Source organism: Paractinoplanes polyasparticus, assembly GCF_019710575.1.
GTDB lineage: Bacteria > Actinomycetota > Actinomycetes > Mycobacteriales > Micromonosporaceae > Actinoplanes > Actinoplanes polyasparticus.
In genome coordinates, this window is sequence record NZ_JAHWFK010000001.1 from 742,479 (window position 1) to 763,199 (window position 20,721).

At 66.3% G+C, this 20,721-nt stretch carries 35 protein-coding genes; 20 read left to right on the forward strand and 15 right to left on the reverse strand.

Going from position 1 to position 20,721, the window contains the following annotated elements; genetic code table 11:
- The first annotated feature begins 198 nt into the window (after positions 1-198).
- The 4 genes from KXC43_RS03675 (at position 199) to KXC43_RS03690 (ending at position 2,278) form a co-directional block, all read left to right on the forward strand.
- The gene (locus KXC43_RS03675) at positions 199-909 is read left to right on the forward strand and encodes a hypothetical protein (protein WP_221374418.1); all 711 of its coding nucleotides are present in this window, start codon (positions 199-201) and stop codon (positions 907-909) included.
- Positions 910-978: 69 nt separating this feature from the next.
- Complete coding sequence (locus tag KXC43_RS03680; RefSeq protein WP_221374419.1) at positions 979-1,302, forward strand: hypothetical protein; 324 nt, start codon at positions 979-981, stop codon at positions 1,300-1,302.
- On the forward strand, positions 1,299-1,820 hold the full coding sequence (locus KXC43_RS03685) for a hypothetical protein (RefSeq protein WP_221374420.1): 522 nt from the start codon (positions 1,299-1,301) through the stop codon (positions 1,818-1,820). The genes KXC43_RS03680 and KXC43_RS03685 overlap by 4 nt, the downstream gene beginning before the upstream one ends.
- 50 nt (positions 1,821-1,870) lie before the next feature.
- Positions 1,871-2,278 carry a hypothetical protein gene (locus tag KXC43_RS03690; RefSeq protein ID WP_221374421.1) on the forward strand — a complete coding sequence of 136 codons (408 nt, stop codon included), beginning with the start codon at positions 1,871-1,873 and terminating at the stop codon, positions 2,276-2,278.
- A gap of 51 nt (positions 2,279-2,329) precedes the next feature.
- Here KXC43_RS03690 and KXC43_RS03695 read toward each other — a convergent pair whose 3' ends face one another.
- Positions 2,330-2,605, reverse strand: coding sequence for a hypothetical protein (locus tag KXC43_RS03695; protein WP_221374422.1), 276 nt, complete (start codon positions 2,603-2,605; stop codon positions 2,330-2,332).
- A gap of 124 nt (positions 2,606-2,729) precedes the next feature.
- Here KXC43_RS03695 and KXC43_RS03700 point away from each other — a divergent pair, with 124 nt between their 5' ends.
- Together KXC43_RS03700 and KXC43_RS03705 are read left to right on the forward strand one after the other, a co-directional pair.
- On the forward strand, positions 2,730-3,086 hold the full coding sequence (locus tag KXC43_RS03700; RefSeq protein ID WP_221374423.1) for a hypothetical protein: 357 nt from the start codon (positions 2,730-2,732) through the stop codon (positions 3,084-3,086).
- A gap of 199 nt (positions 3,087-3,285) precedes the next feature.
- Positions 3,286-4,170: a hypothetical protein gene (locus KXC43_RS03705; protein WP_221374424.1), complete on the forward strand. Its 885-nt coding sequence runs from the start codon at positions 3,286-3,288 to the stop codon at positions 4,168-4,170.
- A 145-nt stretch (positions 4,171-4,315) separates the two neighbouring features.
- Here the strand turns inward: KXC43_RS03705 and KXC43_RS03710 are convergent, their stop codons facing one another.
- Positions 4,316-4,600: a hypothetical protein gene (locus KXC43_RS03710; protein ID WP_221374425.1), complete on the reverse strand. Its 285-nt coding sequence runs from the start codon at positions 4,598-4,600 to the stop codon at positions 4,316-4,318.
- Positions 4,597-5,298, reverse strand: a complete 702-nt coding sequence (locus KXC43_RS03715) for a hypothetical protein (protein ID WP_221374426.1) — start codon at positions 5,296-5,298, stop codon at positions 4,597-4,599. Before KXC43_RS03715 ends, KXC43_RS03710 begins: the two co-directional genes overlap by 4 nt.
- Positions 5,299-5,336: 38 nt before the next feature.
- Between KXC43_RS03715 and KXC43_RS03720 the strand changes: the two genes are divergently transcribed.
- Positions 5,337-5,576: a hypothetical protein gene (locus tag KXC43_RS03720; RefSeq protein WP_221374427.1), complete on the forward strand. Its 240-nt coding sequence runs from the start codon at positions 5,337-5,339 to the stop codon at positions 5,574-5,576.
- A gap of 2 nt (positions 5,577-5,578) precedes the next feature.
- Here the strand turns inward: KXC43_RS03720 and KXC43_RS03725 are convergent, their stop codons facing one another.
- From KXC43_RS03725 to KXC43_RS03765, 9 genes are read right to left on the reverse strand one after another with little or no spacing between them, the layout of a single operon-like run.
- On the reverse strand, positions 5,579-7,966 hold the full coding sequence (locus KXC43_RS03725; protein ID WP_255643340.1) for a hypothetical protein: 2,388 nt from the start codon (positions 7,964-7,966) through the stop codon (positions 5,579-5,581).
- A 37-nt stretch (positions 7,967-8,003) separates the two neighbouring features.
- Entirely contained in the window at positions 8,004-9,029 is a 1,026-nt protein-coding gene (locus tag KXC43_RS03730; RefSeq protein ID WP_221374428.1) for a hypothetical protein, read from the reverse strand.
- 2 nt (positions 9,030-9,031) lie between these two features.
- On the reverse strand, positions 9,032-9,421 hold the full coding sequence (locus tag KXC43_RS03735; RefSeq protein WP_221374429.1) for a hypothetical protein: 390 nt from the start codon (positions 9,419-9,421) through the stop codon (positions 9,032-9,034).
- A gap of 2 nt (positions 9,422-9,423) precedes the next feature.
- On the reverse strand, positions 9,424-9,822 hold the full coding sequence (locus tag KXC43_RS03740; RefSeq protein WP_221374430.1) for a hypothetical protein: 399 nt from the start codon (positions 9,820-9,822) through the stop codon (positions 9,424-9,426).
- A 13-nt stretch (positions 9,823-9,835) separates the two neighbouring features.
- Complete coding sequence (locus KXC43_RS03745) at positions 9,836-10,066, reverse strand: hypothetical protein (protein WP_221374431.1); 231 nt, start codon at positions 10,064-10,066, stop codon at positions 9,836-9,838.
- Positions 10,063-10,356 carry a hypothetical protein gene (locus KXC43_RS03750; protein ID WP_221374432.1) on the reverse strand — a complete coding sequence of 98 codons (294 nt, stop codon included), beginning with the start codon at positions 10,354-10,356 and terminating at the stop codon, positions 10,063-10,065. The genes KXC43_RS03745 and KXC43_RS03750 overlap by 4 nt, the downstream gene beginning before the upstream one ends.
- Complete coding sequence (locus KXC43_RS03755; RefSeq protein WP_221374433.1) at positions 10,353-10,571, reverse strand: hypothetical protein; 219 nt, start codon at positions 10,569-10,571, stop codon at positions 10,353-10,355. Before KXC43_RS03755 ends, KXC43_RS03750 begins: the two co-directional genes overlap by 4 nt.
- The gene (locus tag KXC43_RS03760) at positions 10,568-10,792 is read right to left on the reverse strand and encodes a hypothetical protein (RefSeq protein ID WP_221374434.1); all 225 of its coding nucleotides are present in this window, start codon (positions 10,790-10,792) and stop codon (positions 10,568-10,570) included. Before KXC43_RS03760 ends, KXC43_RS03755 begins: the two co-directional genes overlap by 4 nt.
- Positions 10,789-11,844, reverse strand: a complete 1,056-nt coding sequence (locus KXC43_RS03765; protein ID WP_221374435.1) for a DUF2637 domain-containing protein — start codon at positions 11,842-11,844, stop codon at positions 10,789-10,791. Before KXC43_RS03765 ends, KXC43_RS03760 begins: the two co-directional genes overlap by 4 nt.
- A 174-nt stretch (positions 11,845-12,018) precedes the next feature.
- Here KXC43_RS03765 and KXC43_RS03770 point away from each other — a divergent pair, with 174 nt between their 5' ends.
- From KXC43_RS03770 to KXC43_RS03795, 6 genes are all read left to right on the forward strand, one after another.
- Positions 12,019-12,303, forward strand: coding sequence for a helix-turn-helix domain-containing protein (locus KXC43_RS03770; protein ID WP_221374436.1), 285 nt, complete (start codon positions 12,019-12,021; stop codon positions 12,301-12,303).
- Positions 12,304-12,447: 144 nt separating this feature from the next.
- A complete protein-coding gene (locus KXC43_RS03775) occupies positions 12,448-14,034 on the forward strand; it encodes an AAA family ATPase (RefSeq protein ID WP_221374437.1) in 1,587 nt (528 codons plus the stop codon).
- Between the two features lie 264 nt (positions 14,035-14,298).
- Entirely contained in the window at positions 14,299-14,892 is a 594-nt protein-coding gene (locus KXC43_RS03780; protein WP_221374438.1) for a hypothetical protein, read from the forward strand.
- Positions 14,893-14,938: 46 nt separating this feature from the next.
- Entirely contained in the window at positions 14,939-15,505 is a 567-nt protein-coding gene (locus tag KXC43_RS03785) for a Panacea domain-containing protein (RefSeq protein WP_221374439.1), read from the forward strand.
- The gene (locus KXC43_RS03790; protein WP_221374440.1) at positions 15,477-15,803 is read left to right on the forward strand and encodes a hypothetical protein; all 327 of its coding nucleotides are present in this window, start codon (positions 15,477-15,479) and stop codon (positions 15,801-15,803) included. The genes KXC43_RS03785 and KXC43_RS03790 overlap by 29 nt, the downstream gene beginning before the upstream one ends.
- Before the next feature lie 557 nt (positions 15,804-16,360).
- Positions 16,361-16,906 (forward strand): DUF4352 domain-containing protein, encoded by a 546-nt coding sequence (locus KXC43_RS03795; RefSeq protein WP_221374441.1) that lies wholly within the window; start codon positions 16,361-16,363, stop codon positions 16,904-16,906.
- A gap of 54 nt (positions 16,907-16,960) precedes the next feature.
- Here the strand turns inward: KXC43_RS03795 and KXC43_RS03800 are convergent, their stop codons facing one another.
- Genes KXC43_RS03800 through KXC43_RS03810 form a run of 3 tightly spaced genes read right to left on the reverse strand, consistent with a single transcriptional unit; the run spans position 16,961 to position 18,569 of the window.
- Positions 16,961-17,815 carry a helix-turn-helix domain-containing protein gene (locus tag KXC43_RS03800; protein ID WP_221374442.1) on the reverse strand — a complete coding sequence of 285 codons (855 nt, stop codon included), beginning with the start codon at positions 17,813-17,815 and terminating at the stop codon, positions 16,961-16,963.
- On the reverse strand, positions 17,812-18,342 hold the full coding sequence (locus tag KXC43_RS03805) for a DUF6879 family protein (protein ID WP_221374443.1): 531 nt from the start codon (positions 18,340-18,342) through the stop codon (positions 17,812-17,814). Before KXC43_RS03805 ends, KXC43_RS03800 begins: the two co-directional genes overlap by 4 nt.
- 2 nt (positions 18,343-18,344) lie before the next feature.
- Positions 18,345-18,569: a hypothetical protein gene (locus KXC43_RS03810; protein WP_221374444.1), complete on the reverse strand. Its 225-nt coding sequence runs from the start codon at positions 18,567-18,569 to the stop codon at positions 18,345-18,347.
- 319 nt (positions 18,570-18,888) lie between these two features.
- Between KXC43_RS03810 and KXC43_RS03815 the strand changes: the two genes are divergently transcribed.
- From KXC43_RS03815 to KXC43_RS03845, 7 genes are read left to right on the forward strand one after another with little or no spacing between them, the layout of a single operon-like run.
- Entirely contained in the window at positions 18,889-19,164 is a 276-nt protein-coding gene (locus tag KXC43_RS03815; protein ID WP_221374445.1) for a hypothetical protein, read from the forward strand.
- Positions 19,161-19,481, forward strand: coding sequence for a hypothetical protein (locus KXC43_RS03820; protein WP_221374446.1), 321 nt, complete (start codon positions 19,161-19,163; stop codon positions 19,479-19,481). Before KXC43_RS03815 ends, KXC43_RS03820 begins: the two co-directional genes overlap by 4 nt.
- Before the next feature lie 3 nt (positions 19,482-19,484).
- The gene (locus tag KXC43_RS03825; protein ID WP_221374447.1) at positions 19,485-19,688 is read left to right on the forward strand and encodes a hypothetical protein; all 204 of its coding nucleotides are present in this window, start codon (positions 19,485-19,487) and stop codon (positions 19,686-19,688) included.
- Positions 19,688-19,879 carry a hypothetical protein gene (locus KXC43_RS03830; RefSeq protein ID WP_221374448.1) on the forward strand — a complete coding sequence of 64 codons (192 nt, stop codon included), beginning with the start codon at positions 19,688-19,690 and terminating at the stop codon, positions 19,877-19,879. The genes KXC43_RS03825 and KXC43_RS03830 overlap by 1 nt, the downstream gene beginning before the upstream one ends.
- A complete protein-coding gene (locus KXC43_RS03835; protein WP_221374449.1) occupies positions 19,876-20,265 on the forward strand; it encodes a hypothetical protein in 390 nt (129 codons plus the stop codon). The genes KXC43_RS03830 and KXC43_RS03835 overlap by 4 nt, the downstream gene beginning before the upstream one ends.
- Complete coding sequence (locus KXC43_RS03840) at positions 20,262-20,537, forward strand: hypothetical protein (protein WP_221374450.1); 276 nt, start codon at positions 20,262-20,264, stop codon at positions 20,535-20,537. The genes KXC43_RS03835 and KXC43_RS03840 overlap by 4 nt, the downstream gene beginning before the upstream one ends.
- On the forward strand, positions 20,534-20,719 hold the full coding sequence (locus tag KXC43_RS03845; protein ID WP_221374451.1) for a hypothetical protein: 186 nt from the start codon (positions 20,534-20,536) through the stop codon (positions 20,717-20,719). Before KXC43_RS03840 ends, KXC43_RS03845 begins: the two co-directional genes overlap by 4 nt.
- Positions 20,720-20,721 lie beyond the last annotated feature (2 nt).

Consider the following 20,721-nt stretch of genomic DNA (forward strand, 5'->3'; position numbering starts at 1 on the left):
GGCCGCTCAAGTTTGGTCGGGGGTCGGCTACTAACCGGCGTCCGGATCATGTCGCAGCGTCCTGCGCCACTGTCCGGCCCCAGAGCTTTCACGTCGCCGGTCCTGTCATCGCGCGATTAGACCGACTCGCTTCCGCGCCCCCGCCAGCAGCGTAGCTGGATTGGCGTGCCCGCTCGACCGACTTCACCTGGGGGTGACATGGCCAGCTGGATTCTTGTGCCCTGTCTGGTCTCGCTGCGCGGAGAGTTCAACGCGCTTGCGCCCGGCCGTGACCGATCAACAGACGGCGCGATTGGGGACAGCAACCACACGTCGAGCAGCGACCACACCCCCGACGAGCAGTCGACGGTACTGCGTGATCGCGATGCCGACCGCGTCAACGAGGTGCACGCCATCGACGTCGACTCCGACCTGCGGAAACCCGGCTGGACGATGGACCGGGCTGTGCAGATCATCGTCACCCGGCACCGGCTGGGGCTCGACAACCGGCTGCAGAACGTCATCTGGAACCGCAAGATCTGGTCCCGCTCGTGGGGGTGGACGGCCCGCGCTTACAGCGGCGCTTCCCCGCACGATCACCACGCCCACTTCTCGGCGCGATACGACACCGCGTCCGAGCAAAGCACGCGGCCCTGGGGGCTGCTTGAGCAGGAGGAAGACGTGCTGAACGCCGACGACAAGAAGTGGATTGCCGCCGAGATCGCCAAGCAGGTCAAGACCGCAGTCGACGGGCTGGCCGCTTCGCTGCCCACGGCCTCCGAGATCGCCGAGGCGATGTGGACCCGGACCCGCACCGACGTACGGCCGCCTTGGTCCGACACCGCCCGAAACCTGTTCGGAGCGGAGATCACCGAAGCAGTCAAGGCCGGCACCGCGATCGAGCGGTTCCCCGCCAACCAGGACAAGTAGCTGTGTTCGTTGACCTCGAGCCCGGCCCGTAGCTAAGCCCTGCACCTTCCAGCACCACGGGGGCCTGCCATGCACCACGACAGCGGGGCACTCACGGCCCTCTTCTCCGCCGCCAACATCGTCATCGTCGCCGGGTACATCGCCGTCCCGTTCCTCGTCCTGCCCTACCTGCCGTTGACCAGGCTCGTGACCGGCTGCGCGGCAGGCTTCTTCGCCGGATGCGCCGGATCTCATGGGTGGATGGCGTTCGGCATGACCCACCAGCCAGGCGGATGGCTCACGTTCTGGACGATCTGGCATGTGGTCCAAGCGGCTTGCACGTGGGGATTCATCCTTGGCTTCCGTCACATGCTGAAGGAGGCACAAGGTCGTCGTCACGGAGGCCGGCGATGAACGGCGAAGACGCCATCAACGCGCTCGCCCGCACCCTCGACGACCTGGACCTGCACTTGCAGAGATCCGACGCCACGGTGAAACGGTCCGAACGGAACCGGATCGGGCTTCTGCACCTGCACGCTCTGGCCGCCCTGTACATCGGGCCGTTGTTCGCGTTCGTCGGGCCGGAGCAACTGGCCGGCGCGGCGTGGGTGTTGATTCGCTACATTCCGGGGGCGCCGGAAAGCCTGGGATGCCTACTTTTCCTCGGTGGGGTGGTTCTTGCCGTCTCGACGTGGCGTCGCAGCGCAGGGTGGGAAATCTTGGGCCTGTGCCTGCTGCTGACGTGGTATCTGACGATTGCGATCTCGTTCGGTGGCGGGCTGCTGTGGTGGCTGACCGGCGGGTTCCCGCCTGGCACCCCGAAGCCGGCGCCGTACAGCCACGGGGTTTACCTGCACTTGTCGTCAGTCATGGTGATCCACTTGCTGACGTTGCTGCGGATCCGGCGAGCCCGTCGGAAGGCGCGCCGGTGATGTGGTGGGCCGGCGACGCCCCGCCCGGGCCGCCCTCATGGCAGACGTGGTTGCCGACCGTGCTGGGAGCAGTGATCGCCGCGTTGATCGCTGCGGGCGCCACCGTCGTAGTTAAGCGCATGAGCCGCCGGCTCGACGAGGCCACCACATCGAAGACGGTTGCCGAGTCCCGTAAAGCGGAAGCGGAGACAGTCTCGGTGGAGGTTGCCACAGCACGCTCGTTGATCGCCGAGATCAAGTCGATGATGGCCGATCAGCGGGCAGAGTTCATCGAGCGGGACACCCGCCGCGAGGAGCAGATGAAGGAACTCTCCTCCCAGGTCGGGGAGAACCGGGAGCAGCTGCGGGCGGTCAGGACCGCGTTCGCTTCGCATGCCATGTGGGACAACGACGCTGTCGCTGCGCTGCGCCAGCATCTGCCGTCGTTTCCGGATCCGCCGCCGGTGCATTTCGACTGACAGCGCAACAGCCGCCCTCTTCTTGAGCGGCCGTCGCGGGCCTCGATTGTCTCAGGCGGGCGCCCGATCTACCGCCTTGCCGGTGATCTCGGGCCACATCTTCACTCCCCCGCGACGGTTGATCCAGGCCTGGATCACTTCGCAGCCGTGCCGTTCGTCGCGGGCGAGCCACGCCATGTTGGTGCCGTGTTCGGCTTTCGCCACGAACCAGCGCTGATCGGCAAGCCGGCCGAGGCCGATGACGGCGTGGCCGAGTTCGCCGCGTTCACCTCGCACCCACCATCGGGTCACGGTGTGCGGTGACTCCGCCAAGTCGATGCGCTGCATGCTTTTTCTTACCTGAGCGGTACGACAACTTCGGCTTGAAAACGTGCCGCCGCTTTTCAGGTTTCGCAGATCAAAGTTCAAATCCTCCGCCCTTGCGGCGGCATTCACCCTGCAAGGAGCATCCATGGACTCGATCGTTTTCCCGTCGCTGCCCACCTACCTGTTCGAGCCGTCACTAGCCGGCGTTCTGTCGCTGGCCCTGACGGTGATCCTGCCGCTGCTCGCCGCGGTGCTGATGCGGTCGAACTGGTCGGCGTTCAAGAAAGGCCTCGTGCTGCTGGCCATGGCCGCGGTGAAAGCTTTCCTCGAGGCCTGGATCGGCGCCGTCGAGTCGGCTGAGGCGTTCGAGTTCCTGCGGGTGGCCTACACCGTCATCATCAACTTCGGCATCGCGGTCGTCTTCTACTTCGGCCTGCTCCGCCACACCGACATTCAGCAGTCGGCGATCAATTCCGGTGTGAAGTCGAAGCCCGGCGCCTGACTCGGCGCGCACATAGATTCGCCGGTCCGCGTCCCTGCCCCCAGTGTGCGCCGACCGGCGTCACCGCCCTACTCCGTGCGGCCCGCCAGCTGCCGGAGTAGGGCGGTTCTCTGCGTTTACCACTCGACTGCGTGACTGACCCCGGCCGATGAATGCGGCAGGGTTCGGCGCGATGCAAACGACTAGGGAGTTCCTGAACGTGCGAAAGACAACGATCGTCGCCCTCGCCGCGGTGCTGGGTGTCGCCCTCGCGGCGCCGGCCGTCTACGCCACCACCCCACCGGTGCCCAGCCTCGGTGACTGCCCCCGCGGCTGGTACGTCAACGAACCCGACGAGGCGCACCGTAAGCCCACCCCCACCAAGGACGGGCTGGAGTTCAAAGGCAACCAGCTGATCCACCGCGAGACCACCGGCCTGAACACCAAGGATCTGAAGCCGGGCACGTACGTGGCCTCACCCAAGCCGGACCAGGACTCGTTCTTCAGCGTCGAGGTCAACTCCGGTCCGGGCACCTACGCCACCCTGCGCTGGAACACGGCCACGGCCAAGTGGGAAATGACGACCGGCGGACAATTCTACGAGAACGCCGACCCGGACCTGCTGGTCGACATGCCGCCGATCAAGAAGTCCCACCAGGTGGTGTCGTTCGGGGTCGGCTACACCAACAGCCCGCCCGGGACTGTGACCACGGTCGTGTCCTCGGTGAGCTTCCGCGGGTTCACGTACGACCTGACGTGCAAGCCGAAGCCCGAGCCGACGAAGAGCTCGAGCAGCCCGACCCCGTCGCCGTCGGTGTCGACCAGCGCCTCGGCCAGCCCGTCGCCCAGTGCCAGCGTGTCCACGTCGGTGTCCCCGTCGGCGAGCTCGAGCGCGAGTGTCAGCCCGAGCGCCACGGCCACCAGTACGCCGCCGGCCGTCACTGCGGCGCCAGGCGAGGGTGGCGGTTCCGGATCTGAGGGTGGCGGCCTGCCAGTGACCGGGCCCGCCGGGATGGTTATTGCCGGTGGTGCGGTGGTCCTGCTTGCCGGCGGCATCATCCTGCTGATCGCTGTGCGACGCCGCCGGACCCGATTCACGGCCTGACCCGACGACCGCCTGAACGCAAAGCGCCGCCCCTCAATGCGAGGGGCGGCGCCTTTTTCTATTGAGCCCGTTCCAGGGGACCGACTGCGACGGTACCGAGACCGTCCCGTGGTCCGCCTCGGATGATCGGCGTACCCGGTAAGGGTTAGGCGTCAGTGCCGGCCAGGTCGAGCAGTTCAGTCAGCGCATCCCGGGCCTGCACGCCTTGGTCGAGGTCGAGTTGCAGGTGGGCGACGCCCATGTGGGCGATGCTCAACGCCAGGTAGGTGGGGCCGCCGGTGTGCTGCTCCAGGAACACGCCCAGTTCCCCTTTGCCGGCGTACCGGTTCCCGACCCGCAGCACCTTCGAGACGTGCCGGTCCTGGATCGGCTCATGCCGGGCCAGGGCGCACCACGCTGGGCAGGTTGTGCGGGTGTCGAGGGCGGTCATCGACGTTTCCTCTTCGACCTGCGCCGCTTCGGCTTCGACGTGAGGGAACGCACCAACAGCCAGCCCAGCAGGACAACAACGATCAGGGAAGGCAGCCCTGCCGCTGCGGTCGCAAGCGGATGCCACCAGGTAGTGAAGTCGAACTTGACCACCAAGCCGACCCAGCCCGCGATCGTCGACAGCAGCCAGCCGACCGGCCAGCCCAGCAGGTGCTTCTGCCACGGCTTCCACGCCTGGCGAACCCGCACGGCTGGCTGCGAACGGTAGCCGTACGCCTGCGGCTGATACTCGGTCGGCTCCCAATGCGGCTCGCCGCGGCGGTCATCACGGGCGTGGCGCTGCTCCTTCAACGTGTACTTCGGGATCCGGTGCGGGTTGTCCTCGTTCAGCAGGTAGTTCAGGCGGGGGCGCTGCTCGAGCGGAACGTCCTGGATGAACCGGCGTTCCATCTCGTCGAGCTCGGTGTCGGTGCACCAGCCCTCCCACAGCACCCGAGGTGATCCGACGATCAGGTCGGCGAAGGCCTGCGAGTCGCGGTGCTGGTTCTCCCGGGCGCGGCGCTTCTGCCGGGACTGGCCGACGTAGTCGCCATCCACGATCACCGGTGCGCCTGCCATCCACGAGTCGTGATCGATGACGTCGATGCCGTAAATCTGGCCCCAGCGCAGGTCAGTGCGCGGGGGCATCGTCGCGGTCACGACTGGACCCGCCGTGCTCGATCCGTCACCATGTGGTCATGAAGGTGACCGTGTACGACGTTGACCAGCCCGATCGTGAGATCGACGGCAAGTACACCATCGACACCACCCTCGGCGCGCCCATGATCGGCGACGAACTGTTCGTCGGCGAACGCGACTACAACCCCGACAAGCCGCTCTTTGCTGGAGTGGTCCGGCGTCGCAGCTGGCGGATCTTCAGTAACGCCCCTCACGGGGGCGAACTCCGCCTGTGGATTCAACGCCAAACCAAGCCCTGACCTCACCCCTGCACCTCCAGCGGCAGTGGCTGCTGACGAGCGGCGTCGGGTACCTCGTACACGCCTTTCGCCACCCGCCGGATCGCGCCGTCAGCGATCAGATCGCTGAGGTAGGTGCTGACCGTGTTCGCCGCCACCTCGCCCTTCAGCCTGTCCACGACAGCGCCCTTCTCCGCCGAACCTTTCTCGATCGTCAGGTCGCGGCAGGCAGCTAAAACCTTGTCCCGCGCCGTGCTCGAGGCAGGCGGCGCCGCGGACTGCTGGCCGGCCGTGTCTACGGCAACCGTTGTGGAGGCCTGCTCAATGAGCTCCAGCGCCCGGCCGCCGGGGAGGATGTCGGCGTCGCTGCGCCCCTGCTGCAGCAGGCGCATCGCCCGTTCCTTGCGGTCGCCCCACAGAACCCCGGACTCCTCCTGCGCCTCCGCGCTGAACTGGCCAGGGCACACCGACGGGTCGCCAGCCGGGTTGACCAGCCACTTCTCCATCTTCTCGCCCGTGTAGTCGGCGCGGCCGTACACGTCCCGGCCGTTCAAGCCCTGCAGGAACATCAGCCCGGCGGTGGTCTCCCCCGCCGCGCACGTGTTCTTACCCCAGGCCAGGGGCAGCATCGTCGGGTCGACCGGGACGTCACCGTCGACCGCGGACCGGCCGGCGATGTCAGTCATCGCGCGGAAGATCAGCGTCTGGCCGGCCTTCAACTGCTCCTTGATGTACGTGGAGCCGCCCAGGTTGTAAGCCGCCGGAACCTGGGTGATCAGGCGCATCTTGATGCCGCACTTGCGAGCCTGACCGACGAGCATTTCCACCAGGGCGAGGATGTCCGGGTCGTCGATGTACGACTGGACCTCGTCCAAGGTGATGACCAGCAGCGGCATGGCCAGGGTCGCGAACCAGGTTTTGATGTTCTGCCGGGACAGTTCGTCGTTGCGGCGATGCATCTCCTTGACCGCGGCCAGCAGCATCAGCTTGATCTCGGACTTGTCCCGGGCGAACCAGTCCACCTGATCCTTGAGCGCGCCGTACGACTGGCCGCCCTGCGGGTCACCAACCCAGTCCAGGACCAGCCCGTTGGAGTGCAGCGACGCCAGGATCAGCTGGGCGACCAGCTCCGACTTGCCGGAACCAGTGCAACCGGAGATCAGGTCGTGGGCGGCACCAGTCTTCGTCCACCACTGGTAGGACATCAGCTGACCGTCGTCGAACCGGCCGATGACCGACGTGCCACGCTTCCAGTCGGAGGCGGCCGGGCCGGTCCACAGCCGGGTCTCGGCCAGCGGGTTGTCGGGCTGCACGCGCAGCCAGCCGATCGACAGGTCGGATTCGTCGGCGGAGAACGACACGTCGGCGTACGTGCACCGGTAAGCGGCGGCGATACGTCCGAGCAGGTTCGGGCGGGGCTCGCGCATGTTGATGGAGCCCTCAACCTTCGCCGCGACCTTCGCCGACCAGTTCGGCAGCAGCGTCCGTTCGGACGCTTTCACTTCGCAAGCAGGTAGCCGCTGGAAGTCGACGAGTTCGGTGCCGGCGAGCGGGCCACCGGCGCAGCCGATCAGGGTGGCCCAGGTGGTGACGGCGCGCAGCTTCACCGGGTCCGGCGCTTGCACTGTTGCGCCTTCGGCAGAGGTGGCGGGAACGTGGACGGTCACGTCGGCGCCGCGGTTGCGCCGCTGCTCGGCACTGTTCCACCACGTGCGGGAAGCGAACGCCCAGCGGGTCATCCCCAGCCCGGCAACGATCAGGCCCGGCAGGGTGGTGGCGTCGGTGGCGGCCAGCATGGTGGCCCACAGGCCGGCCTCACCGGCGCCCAGCGCGTACCCGCGGGCCTGCCGCTTCAAGGCGTCGATGCGCTTACCGGCTTTCTGGCCGCGCTCGATTCGCCCACGCTTGAGCGCGCGTGAGGTCAGGGTGCGCTTGGCGACAACGTAGGTGCCCGCGGCGAGCAGCGGCGCCGACAGGCCGGTTTCCAAACCCAGCCCGGACGTGTGGGCAGCAACGTCAAAAAGGGCACCGGCGGTAGGGATCAGCCACGGGGCGGCCGATCGGCCATGCAGGCGCAGCGCTTCCCTCGCGGTCAGCTCAAGGCCGGACGGCCCTGCCTTCTCCGGTTCCAGCTGCTTGCCGTGGGACTGGCAGAACGGCTTAGTGGCCTCAGGTAGCAGCCACTCCTTGGTGGCGCAACGCTCCTTCCCGCCACCGTTGACGGTCTTCATGTGCGGGCACTGGTGCAGAACGTGCGCGGTGCGACGCTCATTCTCGTCAACCGGAACCGGGGTCACCGACCTCTGCGGGATCCCCTTGTCGTCGAGGTAGATGCGCGACATTTTCGCCGCACCGGCGGGCGGCTTGGTGGGAGGCGGCGCCGCTGGGCGCTGCGCAGTCGACGCTGCCATCTGCTTTCCTTCCCGATCGTCGTGTGGTGGGTGGCGGTTAACTGTTGCGGCGGTCGAAGTGGCGGGCCACCAGGCCTAGCAGCGGGATGGTCTCCGCCTTGCAGGTGTTCGCGCCGGCCTGCGCCGCGGCGATCGACTCGGCGGCCTGCGCGGTCGCGTCGACCACGTCAGACTTGGTGGCCAGCTGCACGACGCCGACGGTCTGTTCCCCAAGGGCGTGGATGCGCTTGCGGGCCTGCGCCATCGCACCGTCGTAGGCAGCGGTGGCCTGCTCGAGGTAGCGCTGGATGGCGCGGGCTTCGGCGGCGCCGGAGACGACGCCGGTGACGGCGGTCCCGTTCGTGCTGACGGCTTGGCTCATGGTGGTTCCTTCCAGTTCGGCGGCGGGGTGAGCAGTGCTGTCTGGTACGGGCTCTCCGACGGTGGAGGGCACATGTACTGGTTCGGTGCTGGTCTGGGGGTCGGGCTGTGGTGGGCTGTTCGGTTCGGGGTCGGGCCAGGTGCTGGTGTCGGGGTTGAAGGCGTCCGGTTCGGGGCGAGGGGTGGGTTCCTGATCGCCTTCGGGCCGAGGCGTCTCCTCGTCTTCGCCGAACAGCGGATGGGCTTCGCCCGGTTCGGGTCCGTGGCGGTATCCGCCGCTATCCGAGTCGTAGTCGTCAGCGTTGGAGCCAAACTTCTCGTCGTCGAACCCGTGGCCGGCGCGCCGCGTTCGCCACTTGCGGTTGCGCCGGTCGACCTCGTCATCGAACCAGTCACGGACTTTGTCGAACCATGACTGCTTGCCGCTTTCACCGTCGCCGTGCGGCTTCTGGTCGCGGCGCCGACCGCGGGCTTTGTCCTGGTCGAGCCAGAAGTCACGCCACAGGTTTCCCCACCATTGGCCGAACGCCCCACCGTGTGCCGGGTCGATCCCGGCGGCGTCGAGGCGGTCACGACGGGCTTTCAACGCCGGGGATTCCTGTCCGTTCCAGGCTGCTGCGATCGCCTCGGCCGTCTCCCCCGCGATTTGCGGGATGTGTTTGACCAGCCAGTAGGCGAACACGCAGCAGACGAGGAACTCCACGGCTACTTGCCCATCTGCGACAGCTGGCTCGAAACCTCACTGCCGCCGTTCTGGATCAGCCGGCCGGCGTCGTCGAGATTCGCCGCGCCCAGCACGATCGCAAAGCCGAGGGCGAACGCCGCCCAGAAGACGGGCTTGTCCGGCTTCTTGTCGATGAACCAGTCCACGGCGATGATGCACGCGCAGACGATCAGGGCGGCGACGCCGAGCCACGACGCGGACTGCATCCAGTCCCCGACGAATGTGGCGAGGAACGCCAGGCCGGCGGCGAACGCCATGACAACGGCGACGTTCTTGGCGGACTTCTTGGATGACTTGTGGGTGCGGTGGGCGGCGAACAGCACGGCGGCGGCGATGAGCAGCAGGCCGAACCGGGCTCCGATTCCGAACATGGTCAGTACTTCCTTCCGTACAGGTAGAGCCCGGTGAGGGCCGCGAGGGTGAGGTAGGCGCCGTAGCGGCGGGTGGGCCGGACCGCGCACCAGCGCAGCGGCCCGGTCAGGAATGTCGGGGTGATGGCGAGCAGGGCGAACATGGCGAGCCGGTCGGTCCAGTTCGACACGTGCCACAGCCCGCGCAGCAGGGCGTTGTTGAGGGGGACGCGTTTGCGGTCCACGCCGGAGGCGGTCCACAAGGCGCGCAAGGTCATCGGTTCGGCGGTCAGCAGCCACCATGAGGTGAACGCCTGCCGGGCACGGTCACCGCGCTTGATCTCACCGTCGGTGACCTTTAAACTCGCGCGCGCCCCCGCGCGCACCGCCGGGCTGTCCGCGATCCGGACCCCCTCGGTCATCTGAGATCTCACTTCACTCTGCGTGTTCACGGTTGGTTGCCTCCTTCCGTAGTTCGTGGACTTTCTCGAGGACCCAGGCGTGGATCTCGGCGGTCAGGCCGGCCTGCCACGCCTCGGCGATCAGCCACCCGCAGGCGGCGGACAGCTTCTTGCGGCTCGTGTCAGCCGTCTTGATCCGGTCCTCGTGGTGATCTCGGCGTCGTTCGGCTTTACTACGGGCGCGTTTGGTGTTTGTCCAGGTCACGACGCCCTCTCGAACCGGGTCGGGTGCTTCTGCCGCAGCTCACGCCCGGCGAGAGCGAACGCGAACAGCAGGGTCATGGCGATGCCGGTGGCCGTGGCCCACATGCCGTGAGCTGGGGTTTCCAGGACGGTGACCCCTGCGGCAAGCCAGGTGCCGGCTGCTGCGCCGGTGGCCCGGTCGGCCCACGGGATCCACGCGTTCACGGGGATCATGTAGACGATGGGACCGGGTGAGATCTCACCGATCTCAGTCCTGACCGCGGTGGCCGGGCGGTGGTCGAGGGTGGTCATCGGGTGGTGTCCATTCCGGTCAGTAGGGGCCTGGCCAGCCAGGCCGCCGTCACGGCGGCGCCGACCAGGGCGGTCAGGAGCAACATCCACGCGAGCTGGCTTTCCGGGCTGCTGCTGATAGCCCCGTAGGCGGTGATCCCGAGGCCGACGACAGCGGTCAGGTAGCGGGCGAGGGCCTGGCTCTTGGTGAGCGGGCGGCGGTCGGGCGTGGTCATGAGGCGCGCTCCTTGTCGTTGCTGAGGTGCTCGAGTTTGTGGAGAAGGTTCAGCAGCAGGACCACCAAGACCAGGGCGCCAATTGGGGCCATCAGGAACCAGCTGAACTCCGGCCCACCGTTGAAGCGCCACTCGTAGAGATGGGCAGCTAGTCCGATAACACCGATCGCGAGGAGTGCTGCGATCCGGATATGACCGCCGCGCCAGGCGTGCTTGTTCATCGGTTCTCCTCCGAGATTGGGTGGGCACTGATGCCTGCCAGTGCGAGGGTCTTGGCGCCGTTGGTGGGCAGGTCATTGAGAGGGCTTAGGGCGCGCTCCTCGTCGGCGTCAGCGTTCGCAGAGTCGACTGCCGCGGCCCGGATCTGGGGCATGTACCGGTTCGCCGTGCCGACGCTCACCTTGGCGAGTTTCGCCAGCTCAGCGTTCGTCTTCGCAGGGTTGCGTGAGTACGCCTTTGCGAGTGCCCGCATGCTCGGGTTGGGGTCCTCGCTGAGCGGGTGGGTGGGTCGCTTCGCAGCCGGGTCGGGCTTCGCTGCGGGCTGCTCAATAGGCTTCTCGATCGGCTTCGCAGCGGGCTGCGCAGGAGGGCTCGCGGGGGACTTCTCGTCGTGCGAGCCGATGGGCTGCTCAACCTGAGCAGGTGCCTGCTTCGCGGGCTGGGTGCCGTTGAGCGAACCCGGGTGCGAGCCGTTGACCTTCGCGGGTGAGAGTGCGGGTGCGACGGTCATGGGGCTGAGGGTGCGAGCGACCTGAGTGGCCGGCTGCGGCTGCGGGTGGGTACCGCCGTGGATCACGGTGGGTGCGAACTGGGCCAGCCCGCTCTTCGCTGCCTGAGTGTCGGCGGCCTTCTTCTCGCCGCGGTTGGCGACGGCCATGACCAGCTCGATGAGCAGGTGCAGGGATAGGGCCAGGTTGATGGCGGGGATCGCTGAGACGGCCATCGCCCATTCGCTGGGTAGGGGCTTCTCGCCGCCACCTTGGTAGGCGTGCAGGGCGTTGCAGCCGACGCTGATGAGCACGTTGGCGAGCACGACCACCCATGGGTACCAGGGGGTGCGGCCGAGTTTCTGCATGACGATGGCGGTCACGGAGGCGACGGCCATGGCGCCGTCGATGGTGACGGGCAGCATCCAGTCGAGGTCGGCGTTGATGTGCGCGGCCCGGGCGATGGTGCGGATGGCGTCGAAGGACAGTGCGAAGCCGCCACTGGTGACGGCGACGATGCCGAGGCTGGCGATGGTGCCGGCGACGATGCCGAGGGTGATCTGCACCCACGGCTTCTGGCCTGGTTGGTTGGCGGTCCGCGCCCGTGCGGGAGCGCACCCAGAGCCTGTCGGCTGGGGTGTGTCGGGCAGGGCGTAGATCGTCTCGGGCATAACCTGAGTCTGCCACAACTTGTAGCAACTTGCTAGTGACTTGTAGGTCGAGCCGTGTAACCTCAGGTCATGACCGTTGCCATCACTGATCCCGCCGTACGGAACGGCGTTGATTCACTCGTCGACCGCCTGCGCGCCAACCGACTGCCCCCTCCGGCCGAGCGCCGATCGATCCGAAGGCGCGCCGGCGCCAGCCTCGAGCAGGTTGCTGCAGCCATCGGCGTGCAGAAGATGACCGTGAGCCGGTGGGAGCGAGGTACGCGCGAGCCCTGGCCGAGGCACCTCGCGGCGTACATCTGCCTGCTCGAGGCTCTGGCCGCCGTCGCAGACGAAGTCGACAAGACCCAGAAATGACGAAGGCCGCAGCGCTGTCCACGCCGCGGCCCATCCGTCCTGCCCACGTAAGTCACCTACGGGAGCGAACACCTTGACCGTAACCCAGGAGCGTCGCCCGCCGCAGCGCCTCCGCCTCGGTTCCCCGACCTGCGGCGGTGCGCTTTGACGCATGTAGAGCTGTCGCCGCTGGATGTGCGCGACGAGGCAACCGGAGTGACGTTGCGCGCAGCTGAGCGCTCGATCATCGGCTGGCTGCTGGATGGCGCCAATTCCACGGTTGCCGCAGCGATCGTGGACGGGCTATCGGCCTTTCACCTACTCGACGCCGCGCATGCAACGATCTACAGCACGGTACTCAAGCACGTCGGGCAGCCTGACGTGCACCAACGGTGCTTGGCGGAGCTGGTCGAGCCGGATGTCCATCGACGCCTTCAGGCCTTACCCGGCGGGCTGTACGAGTACCTGAGCAACAGCATTCATCAGGCTGGCTACCTAGGCGCGGAGCAGATCACCGGCTACCGACGTCAAGTAATAGCCGCCTGGTCGACGCGGCGCGTAGCCGATGTCAACGTGCGAATCTCGACCGCGCTCGCGGCTGGAGACCTGAACGCTGTGCAGCGCCTGACGGTTGAGCTGCAGGAGAAAGTTGTCGCCGCAGTCGAGGGCCGCCCAGAGATCTCCAAGAAGCGCCTGCGGCTCACCCCCGCCAGTGCCTTCGGCGTCCGCGGCGTGAAGTGGGTGTGGGAGAACCGCATGCCTGTAGGCGCACTCACCCTCATTCCGGGTCGGGAAGGCGTCGGCAAGAGCACCTTTCTTGCTTGGATGGCTGCCGCTGTGACCCGAGGTGAATTGCCCGGCATGCATTTCGGGACACCTAAGTCGGTGCTTTATTCGGCTTCTGAGGACTCGTGGGAGTACACGATCGCCCCGCGCATGCTTGCTGCCGGCGCCGACATGGACCGGGTCTTCCGCATCGACGCTGCCCTTGAGGATGACGGATACGGAGGTGTCCTTCTCCCTCGTGACTGCCGTGAACTCGTCCCCGCGGCCCGCGATGTTGACGCAGCCGTGCTGCTCTGTGACCCGATTATCTCGCTGGTCGACGAACGGCTGAACACCTTCAAGAGCAAGGAGCTGCGAAAAGCTCTCGAGCCACTCACGGCAGCAGCCGAGGAGGCAGCTCTCGCCGTCGGCGCCCTCGTCCACTTCAACAAGGGCCAATCGAACGACGTCGGGACACTGATCTCCGGCGCCCGCGCGTGGGTGGAGGTTGCTCGGGCGGTGGTGGCGATCGGGCGCGACAAGGAAGCGGATGAGTACACCTGCGTGGTGTCGCAGACGAAGAACAATCTTGGCGTCGGTGACCTGCCGAACCTCACGTACACGATCGACTCGCACCAACTGCCCACCTCGGACGGCGAGATCACCAGCGTGGGGCGGTTGCGCTGGACAGGTGAGACGGACCGCGGCGTCGAGGATCTCCTCGCCGAGGCTGCTGCCGGCTCGACGGCGTCTGCAGGCAGGGTGGGGAAGCTCATGCGCGAGCTGGTCGACTATGTGACGGCGGGCTGCCCAACGCCTCACCACTCGGTTTCCACGGCCGACCTGGTCGCCACGTTCGAGGGCGAGCACAAGGCCGATCTTGTACGCAAGACGTTGAGTCGCGCCGTTGACAAGGAGCTGCTGTGGTCGCCGAGCCGAGGCATGTACCGGCCGCTGGCGCACCGGCCGCAGGTGTCACAAAGCTAGATCATGTGACAGTTTCGGAGGACAGGCGTCACGAATGCATTCTGGGGTTTGTGACAGTGACTCTTATATCCTTTGAGGTGTCACAAGTGTCACTTATGCAGGTCAGAGGCTATATGGAGGTGTCACAAGATTCGGCTAAGTGTCACAAGTTCAGCTAGATCAAATGACCGTAGGGACAAAGTGACAGTTGTGACAGGGGGATACGCGCGCGAGGCGACCTGTCACTAACGTTCCACGTCGACTCAGCCAAACCCAGGAGGATCAATGACGAACGAAGCCATCCACCACGTGATCGCCATCAAACTGAAGCCTGAGCTATGGGAGAAGCGGCAAGAGTGGCTCAACCAGGCCGAGAAGCGCCGGAAACGCGATCAATCTCAGGCGATGAGACGTCAAGCCTTCTTTGCGGACATCGACAACACCGTGGTTGTCCCTGCCACCAACCTCTGGGTCGTGCAGGGAGCCGTCGAGTACGGCGAGTTCACCTTCGAAGAGGAGCAGGACGACTACCCCGACGAGGCCATCCGGCGCCAGAATCAGCCAGTCCCCGTCATCGCATGGAGGGTGTCACGGTTCCAGGTAGACGACTTCGATGCCGGTTCCGAGCCGGAGATGGTGATCTTCGACGGGGAGTATCCGCGAACCATCACCGACATGGCATTCGGCAACACCCCCGAGGAGGCCGTGGCGCAGGCTCGCAGGCTGCTAGTGGCCGATCGAGAGGAGCGGAGGGAGCAGGGCTTGAGATGCGCTGCTGCCCACCACCGCAAGGCGTCGATCTACCAGGAAGGTTCAGCAACGTGTGATTGCAGGACTCGACATGTTGAGTTCATCCAGGCGAGCAGCAACGATGACTGATCGTGTGCACGTCGAAAACGTCGTACCCGCGGGTTACTCTGCGACCATGACCGTTTCCGCGCACGACGTTGCTGCTGTCCTGCGTGAACGCCTGCCAGGGCTCACGGGGCTGAAGCTGCACAAGCTGCTCTACTACACCCAAGCCCACCACTTGGCCGCAGCCGGCGAACCCCTGTTCGCCGAGTCTGTGCTGGCCTGGGACAAGGGTCCGGTCGTCGGTGCCCTCTGGACTGCCGAGAAGAACGGCGACGCCCCACCTCCGCGGCGCCCGCTCGCCGGCGGGCAGCTCAACATCGTTGACTACGTCGTCAGCCGCTATGGCGAACTGACCGGCCCAGACCTAATGCACCTGACCCACGGCGAAACGCCATGGAAGACCGCCAACGCCACCCGGGACCCGGGCGGAAGCGTCCGAATCCGAAACGAGTGGATGCGTGACTACTTCCGCGACGAGCCCCACGATGAGGGCGAAGTGTGGTTCACCCGCGAGAAGGTCGCCGAGTTGACCGCCGGCGCCGAAGAGCGACTTCGAGCCGCAGGACCGCCAGATCCGGCCAGCAATGACCGGCTATGGGCGTTCTTCGATGAGCAACTCGGCGGCTCGCGTGCCTGACGGCGAAAGAGCGTGGCTGGCGCTGGCGTTCGAAGATCCAGTGAAACGCTGGGTTCGCGAGTACCAGCCCAGCTTGCCCGCCCTTCGCGCCGTCCGGGACTGGATCCGCTCGCGCGAGGTCGACCCGTTTGCCGGCGTCCGGCTGGAATACACACTGAGTGACCGAAGCTATTTCTTCGGCGCAATCCCCGGAACGATGACTGCTGACGGCCGAGTTGTGACGTGTTCCTACTGGGTGTTTCCCGCCGACGGGACGGTCCGCTGCGACATGCTGTCCACGGCTTCCTGGCCTGTCTAATTCATTCACGTTCCGCCTGTCGATGGTTGGCAGATCAAGGACAGGGGTGAACCTCTCGATTGGTTACCGTCTGGTTACCGGTCTAGCGAGAGGCTTCCGTCGATGGCTCACTGCGGTTACTGCTGCCTGCGCGTACGGCTCACCAAAGTGAAGACCCTCCCGGGGCACTACAGCTCCGACCGCGCAGGCTGGTCCGGCACCGGCGAACAGCTGCGATGCGATGGCTCAGGGACAACGAAATTTACCAGCGACAGCGACATGGGCCGCAGGTGTCAACGTCCCCACGCTGGACAGCTGTGCCCCGACTGCTCGCGAGTGCTCACGTTGAACCGCAATGGCCGGCTACCGGCGCACAAGACTCCCGATGGTGGAGCCTGCAGGCTGGCTGAGGCGAACAGGCGACATCGCTAGAGATAGCCGATCGTCCACGTCTGCCGCTCCGATCGGGCCACTCCCCTGAGCCGCTGGCTGCCGTTGGGCAGGTGCGGCTGGGTTTCGTGGACTGGGGCTCAGCCGCACACCAGTCCACTGCCCCGGTCCGCAGGAGTGACCCCTCCATGCGCAACAAATTGACCATTGCAGGCTTGAGCCTGCTCGCCGCCATAGCCTTGGCCTGCGGGTCCGGACCCTCCGTCGACGAGGCGGGCGGTACCGCTGACGCGGCCGGCGCAAAGAAGCCTGCCGAGCCCAAGACGGTGCAGCTGGGCCAGAAACTCGCCGTGAACTCGGCAGGCGTGAAGGCCACATACGCCGTGTCGAAGGCGGAGATCCGCACGAAGGACCAGTACGGCATCACCCCGCAGAACGGCGCCTGGCTCCTCGTCTTCCTGCGCGTGGACGTGTCCGAGGGTGAGGCATTCACCTGTGCCTGCGACCTGCAGCTGGTGCAGAAGGACGGCAAGGTCCACGAGTGGGGAACCGGCGGCCTGCAGAACCGACCCGATTTCAACGCCACCCAGGTCAAAACGGGCCAGCACGCCGACGGCTACGTCGTGTTCGATGTGCCGAAGGCGGCCATTGCCGGGTCGAAGGTGCAACTGAAGGTGCCGAACCTCTTCGGCGACTCCGCCTACGGCTACTGGGCCGTCAAGGTCAGACCTTGAAAGAAGAAAGGCCCGCACCTCAGCGCTGAGGTGCGGGCCTTTCTGTCGTCCGAGCTACTGCGGGAGGTCGGCTATCGCCTTCCTGATCACCTCGCGCACAGCGTCGCCCTTGACGGACTCCGACCACATCCGTTTGAAGACCGTAGCGAACCGTTGCGCCTGCGCACCGTGGTACGGGTTGTCGATGACGAACCCTTCCGCAATGGCCATGTCGTCATAGAGGACGAAGCTGCTCTGCGGCGCGGTGTGCAGGCGGCGACCCTGCGGCAGGATTCCGATCTGCACGTTAGGCAGGTCCAGGAAGTCTTCCAGCCGGACCAGCTGAGCCCGCATCACCTTCGAGTCGACAATGAGGGTGCGGAGAACCGACTCAGTAAGGATGAAGTCGAACTCCTTGCTCGAGTCGTAGAGAAACTCCCGCCGCGCCATGCGCGCCTCCACATCGGCTTCGATGTCGATCGGCGTTTCCGGGTCGAGCTCGTTGAGGTCGGCGAAGATCTGCCTGGCGTAGTCCGCGGTCTGCAAGATGCCGGGGATCCACGCCGTCTGGAACGCGCGAAACCTCATCAGCGTCCGATACAACTCGTTGTACTGGACCTGCACCGACCGCCGGCCGTGGCGCATGCGTTCCCGCCAAGACTTCTCGTTGGCCTTGAAGCGGGCGAGCAGGTCCAGCGTTTCGTCGCGGTCCTCGTCGCTCATGCCGGTCGCCTTCGCCCAGGCGCGCACGTCGGCCTCGGACACGGCGGTACGGGCGCCGCTTTCGGTCTTGGACAGCTTCGCCGGATCCCACTTCAGCTTGGCCGCCAGTTCTTTCTGCTGCAGGCCGGATGCTTCGCGGGCTTCGCGGAGACGGTCGGCAACCCGGAACGGTTTGGGCTGCGACTCGTCGGCGCGGTAGTCGGTCATCGGTTCTCTCCTCGCGTCGTGTGGACTGCGAGGTCCCACATGGCGCGAGCCCTCTTGAGCTCTGGTTCATCGGTGATGAGTTCTGTGTGGATGCGCCGGCCCTCCGGGTTGTGTGTGAGCACCATGAGCCGGTTGTTGTCGAAGAACCACCAGTCGCGCAGGGCGACACCGGCGAGGATGCCGGCTTGAGTGGCTTGATCAACGGTGAGGTAGTGGATGGCTTCACCGGCGGTGATGTTGAAGTCGCCGCGGTAGCGCATCCAGCGCTGGTAGTCGGTGGGCGGGTCCTCGTGCACGCGGACCCGAGCCATGCGTTTGCCTGCGGCGGTGTGGGCTTTGACCATGTCGAGCCACGCCCGATCTTCGTCCACGTCGTAGGGCGAGATCGGGCGTCCCTCGAGGAACCGTTGGAACGATTCCTGCTCACCGTCGACGGTGTAGAACGACTGCAGCTCGAAGCGGTACGCGGTGCTGGTGTAGTCGCGGAGCTGTTGCGCGAACTCGTCGTTGGTGAGCGTGCGTCGCATGGTCAGCCGCGGAGCCGGTCGATGACATCAGCGGGCAGGAAGACGGCGGTCTCGTCGGCGCCGATGCCGGAGTTGCTGGCGCGGCCGGCGGCCTGGATCTGCTCGGTGGTGGCCGCGTCGAGGTTCTTGCCGACGAGGACGTAGCCGCCGTCGACCTCCATGATGCTCGGGCAGTCGCCGTTGCCGGACGAGCCGGTCTTCCACATGAACTTGACGAAGTTGAACATGGCGGGTCCTTCCGCTCGGTGTTCGGGCTGTTATGCCCGCTGCGATGGTCCCACCATTCGTGCGTCAAGTGCGAGCGCGCTTGTCGGCTACTTGTCGACAGCTTCTTGATCGTTTTACACGAAAGCCCCGGCCAACGTGAAGTGACCGGGGCCATTGGGGGACCTCGCGTGTCAACTGTAGCTGAATTTGTCTACAAGTGCTTTACAAGTTGCTACAAGAGTGGTCTGGTGGACGTAGGCACAAGCCATCAACTCCCGGCCGGTGCCGGCGCGGCTGAGATCCCCCAGCGCCGGCCGGAATTACTTCCGGAGGACCGTCGTGACGACGACCACCACACTCCCGACCTGTCCCGCCTGGTGCGCCAGCGACCACACCGACAGCGCCACCGTCCACTACCAGGACGACGTCAACCTCACCCAGCGAAACGGTCGCCCCCTGCCGGTCGGCGCATTCATCGCCAACGGCACCACCGCCGTGTACGTCGGCCAGTACGAACTGACCGCGCACGAGGCCGACCAGCTCGCCCTGCTCCTCGCGGACCGGGTGGCACTGCTCGCCGAAACCGTCGAGGACGCGAAGGCAGGTGTCCGATGACCGTCCCCGTGACCTTCACCGTCCACGCCGCCGGACACACCACTCCGTGGCCGCAGCACCCCACCCTTGCCGAGCTCGGCGAGTTGTTCTGGGACCGCCGCGGGGAGATGACTACCTACCGGCTACAGATCCACGCTGGCAGTCAGGTCCACGAATGGAGCCCTCGGGTCACACCCCGGGTCGCAGGCCGCGACATCGCGAACCTGCTGTCCAACATCGCTGCCCGGTTGGACGACCCGTGCGCCCGGATCACGTTCGGCGGGGCCTCTTGGCTGATCAGCGAAATGACCGCCGTCAACGTGACGGTGGGGTGTTGAGCGATGACCGACCTGACTGATGTCCAGCTGGAATGCCTGCACCTGGCCCGCGTCGACGGCCTGCAGCGCATCGGCACCTGCTTCTACTCCGCCGGGGCACCCCTTCCCGTCGCCTGGCAGCACGAAGCCGAAGCGATGGTCCTGGCCGGCCAGCTCGCCGTCACCGGCACCCTCGTCCACCCCGCCGACTACCTCGGAGACCTGTGATGGACCGCCACTACTGCTACGGCACGACCGGCCGCTTCCAAGCCGACTGCGGCAGCAGCACCGCCCACCTCGAGCACGACTTCACCGACACAGCCCGTGTGTGCGAAGGCGCTCCTGCCGGGTTCGAAGCCGACTGCGGCAAGCCGGGCCCGCACCTCGACCACTTCTACAGCTCGGAGGCGCAGCGATGAGCGACCGCGTACGCCTCATGGACGCCTTCTCCGCTCTCGGCGCGGCCGGTGTCGCCGTGTCCTTCCACCAGGAAGGCGCGCACATCGTCGGTGAGGACAACCTCGCCGACCACAAGCGAGCCGCGCAGGCTGTCGGCACTGACCGCTGGGTTGGTTGCCACGTCGGCTCCCGCGAGCACGGAGGTTCCTACTTCGACCGGGCCGGGGTGTTGCGGTACCGGCATGACGACAAACCTGTCGTCGAGTTGTGGTGGTCGTTCAACCACGAGCACCCCGGCCTGGGCTGGCTGATGGTCGACCTGTTCAAGGCCGCAGACCTTTCGGCCTTGTGGCGTGGCGATGTCGCCGAGTGCGTGATTGTGACCCTCGGTGGTGGCCACCGATGACCGCCAAGACCCTCGCCCAGTGGCGCCGCGAGTTCCCCGCCTACGACACGGCGATCCGCGCGGTCGAAGCGCTGCGCGGCACCCGGCTGGTTCCGCACACGGTGGCCCACATCCACCCGGACACCCACACCGTGTCGATCCTCCTGCACGGCTCCCGCAGGAACACCGAAACCGCTGACCGGCTCCTGCACGACTTCGGCTACCCGGCCGGCGGCTGGGCGCTGGAAGCTGGCCACGACCACGAGATCTGGCGCAAGCGGGTGGCCCGATGAAAACCGTCGCCCAGCTGCGAGCCGACGTCGACCACCACCGCCGCTGGTATCCGAGCAACGCCCTCGGCACCGCTGACGAAGCCGTCACCGTCTTGGAACGCCTGACTACCGCCGCCCCGCACGAGGTGTTCGCTCTCCTCGACGAGCTGCGCGGCACCACCACTTCTTCCGTTAGGAGCTGACC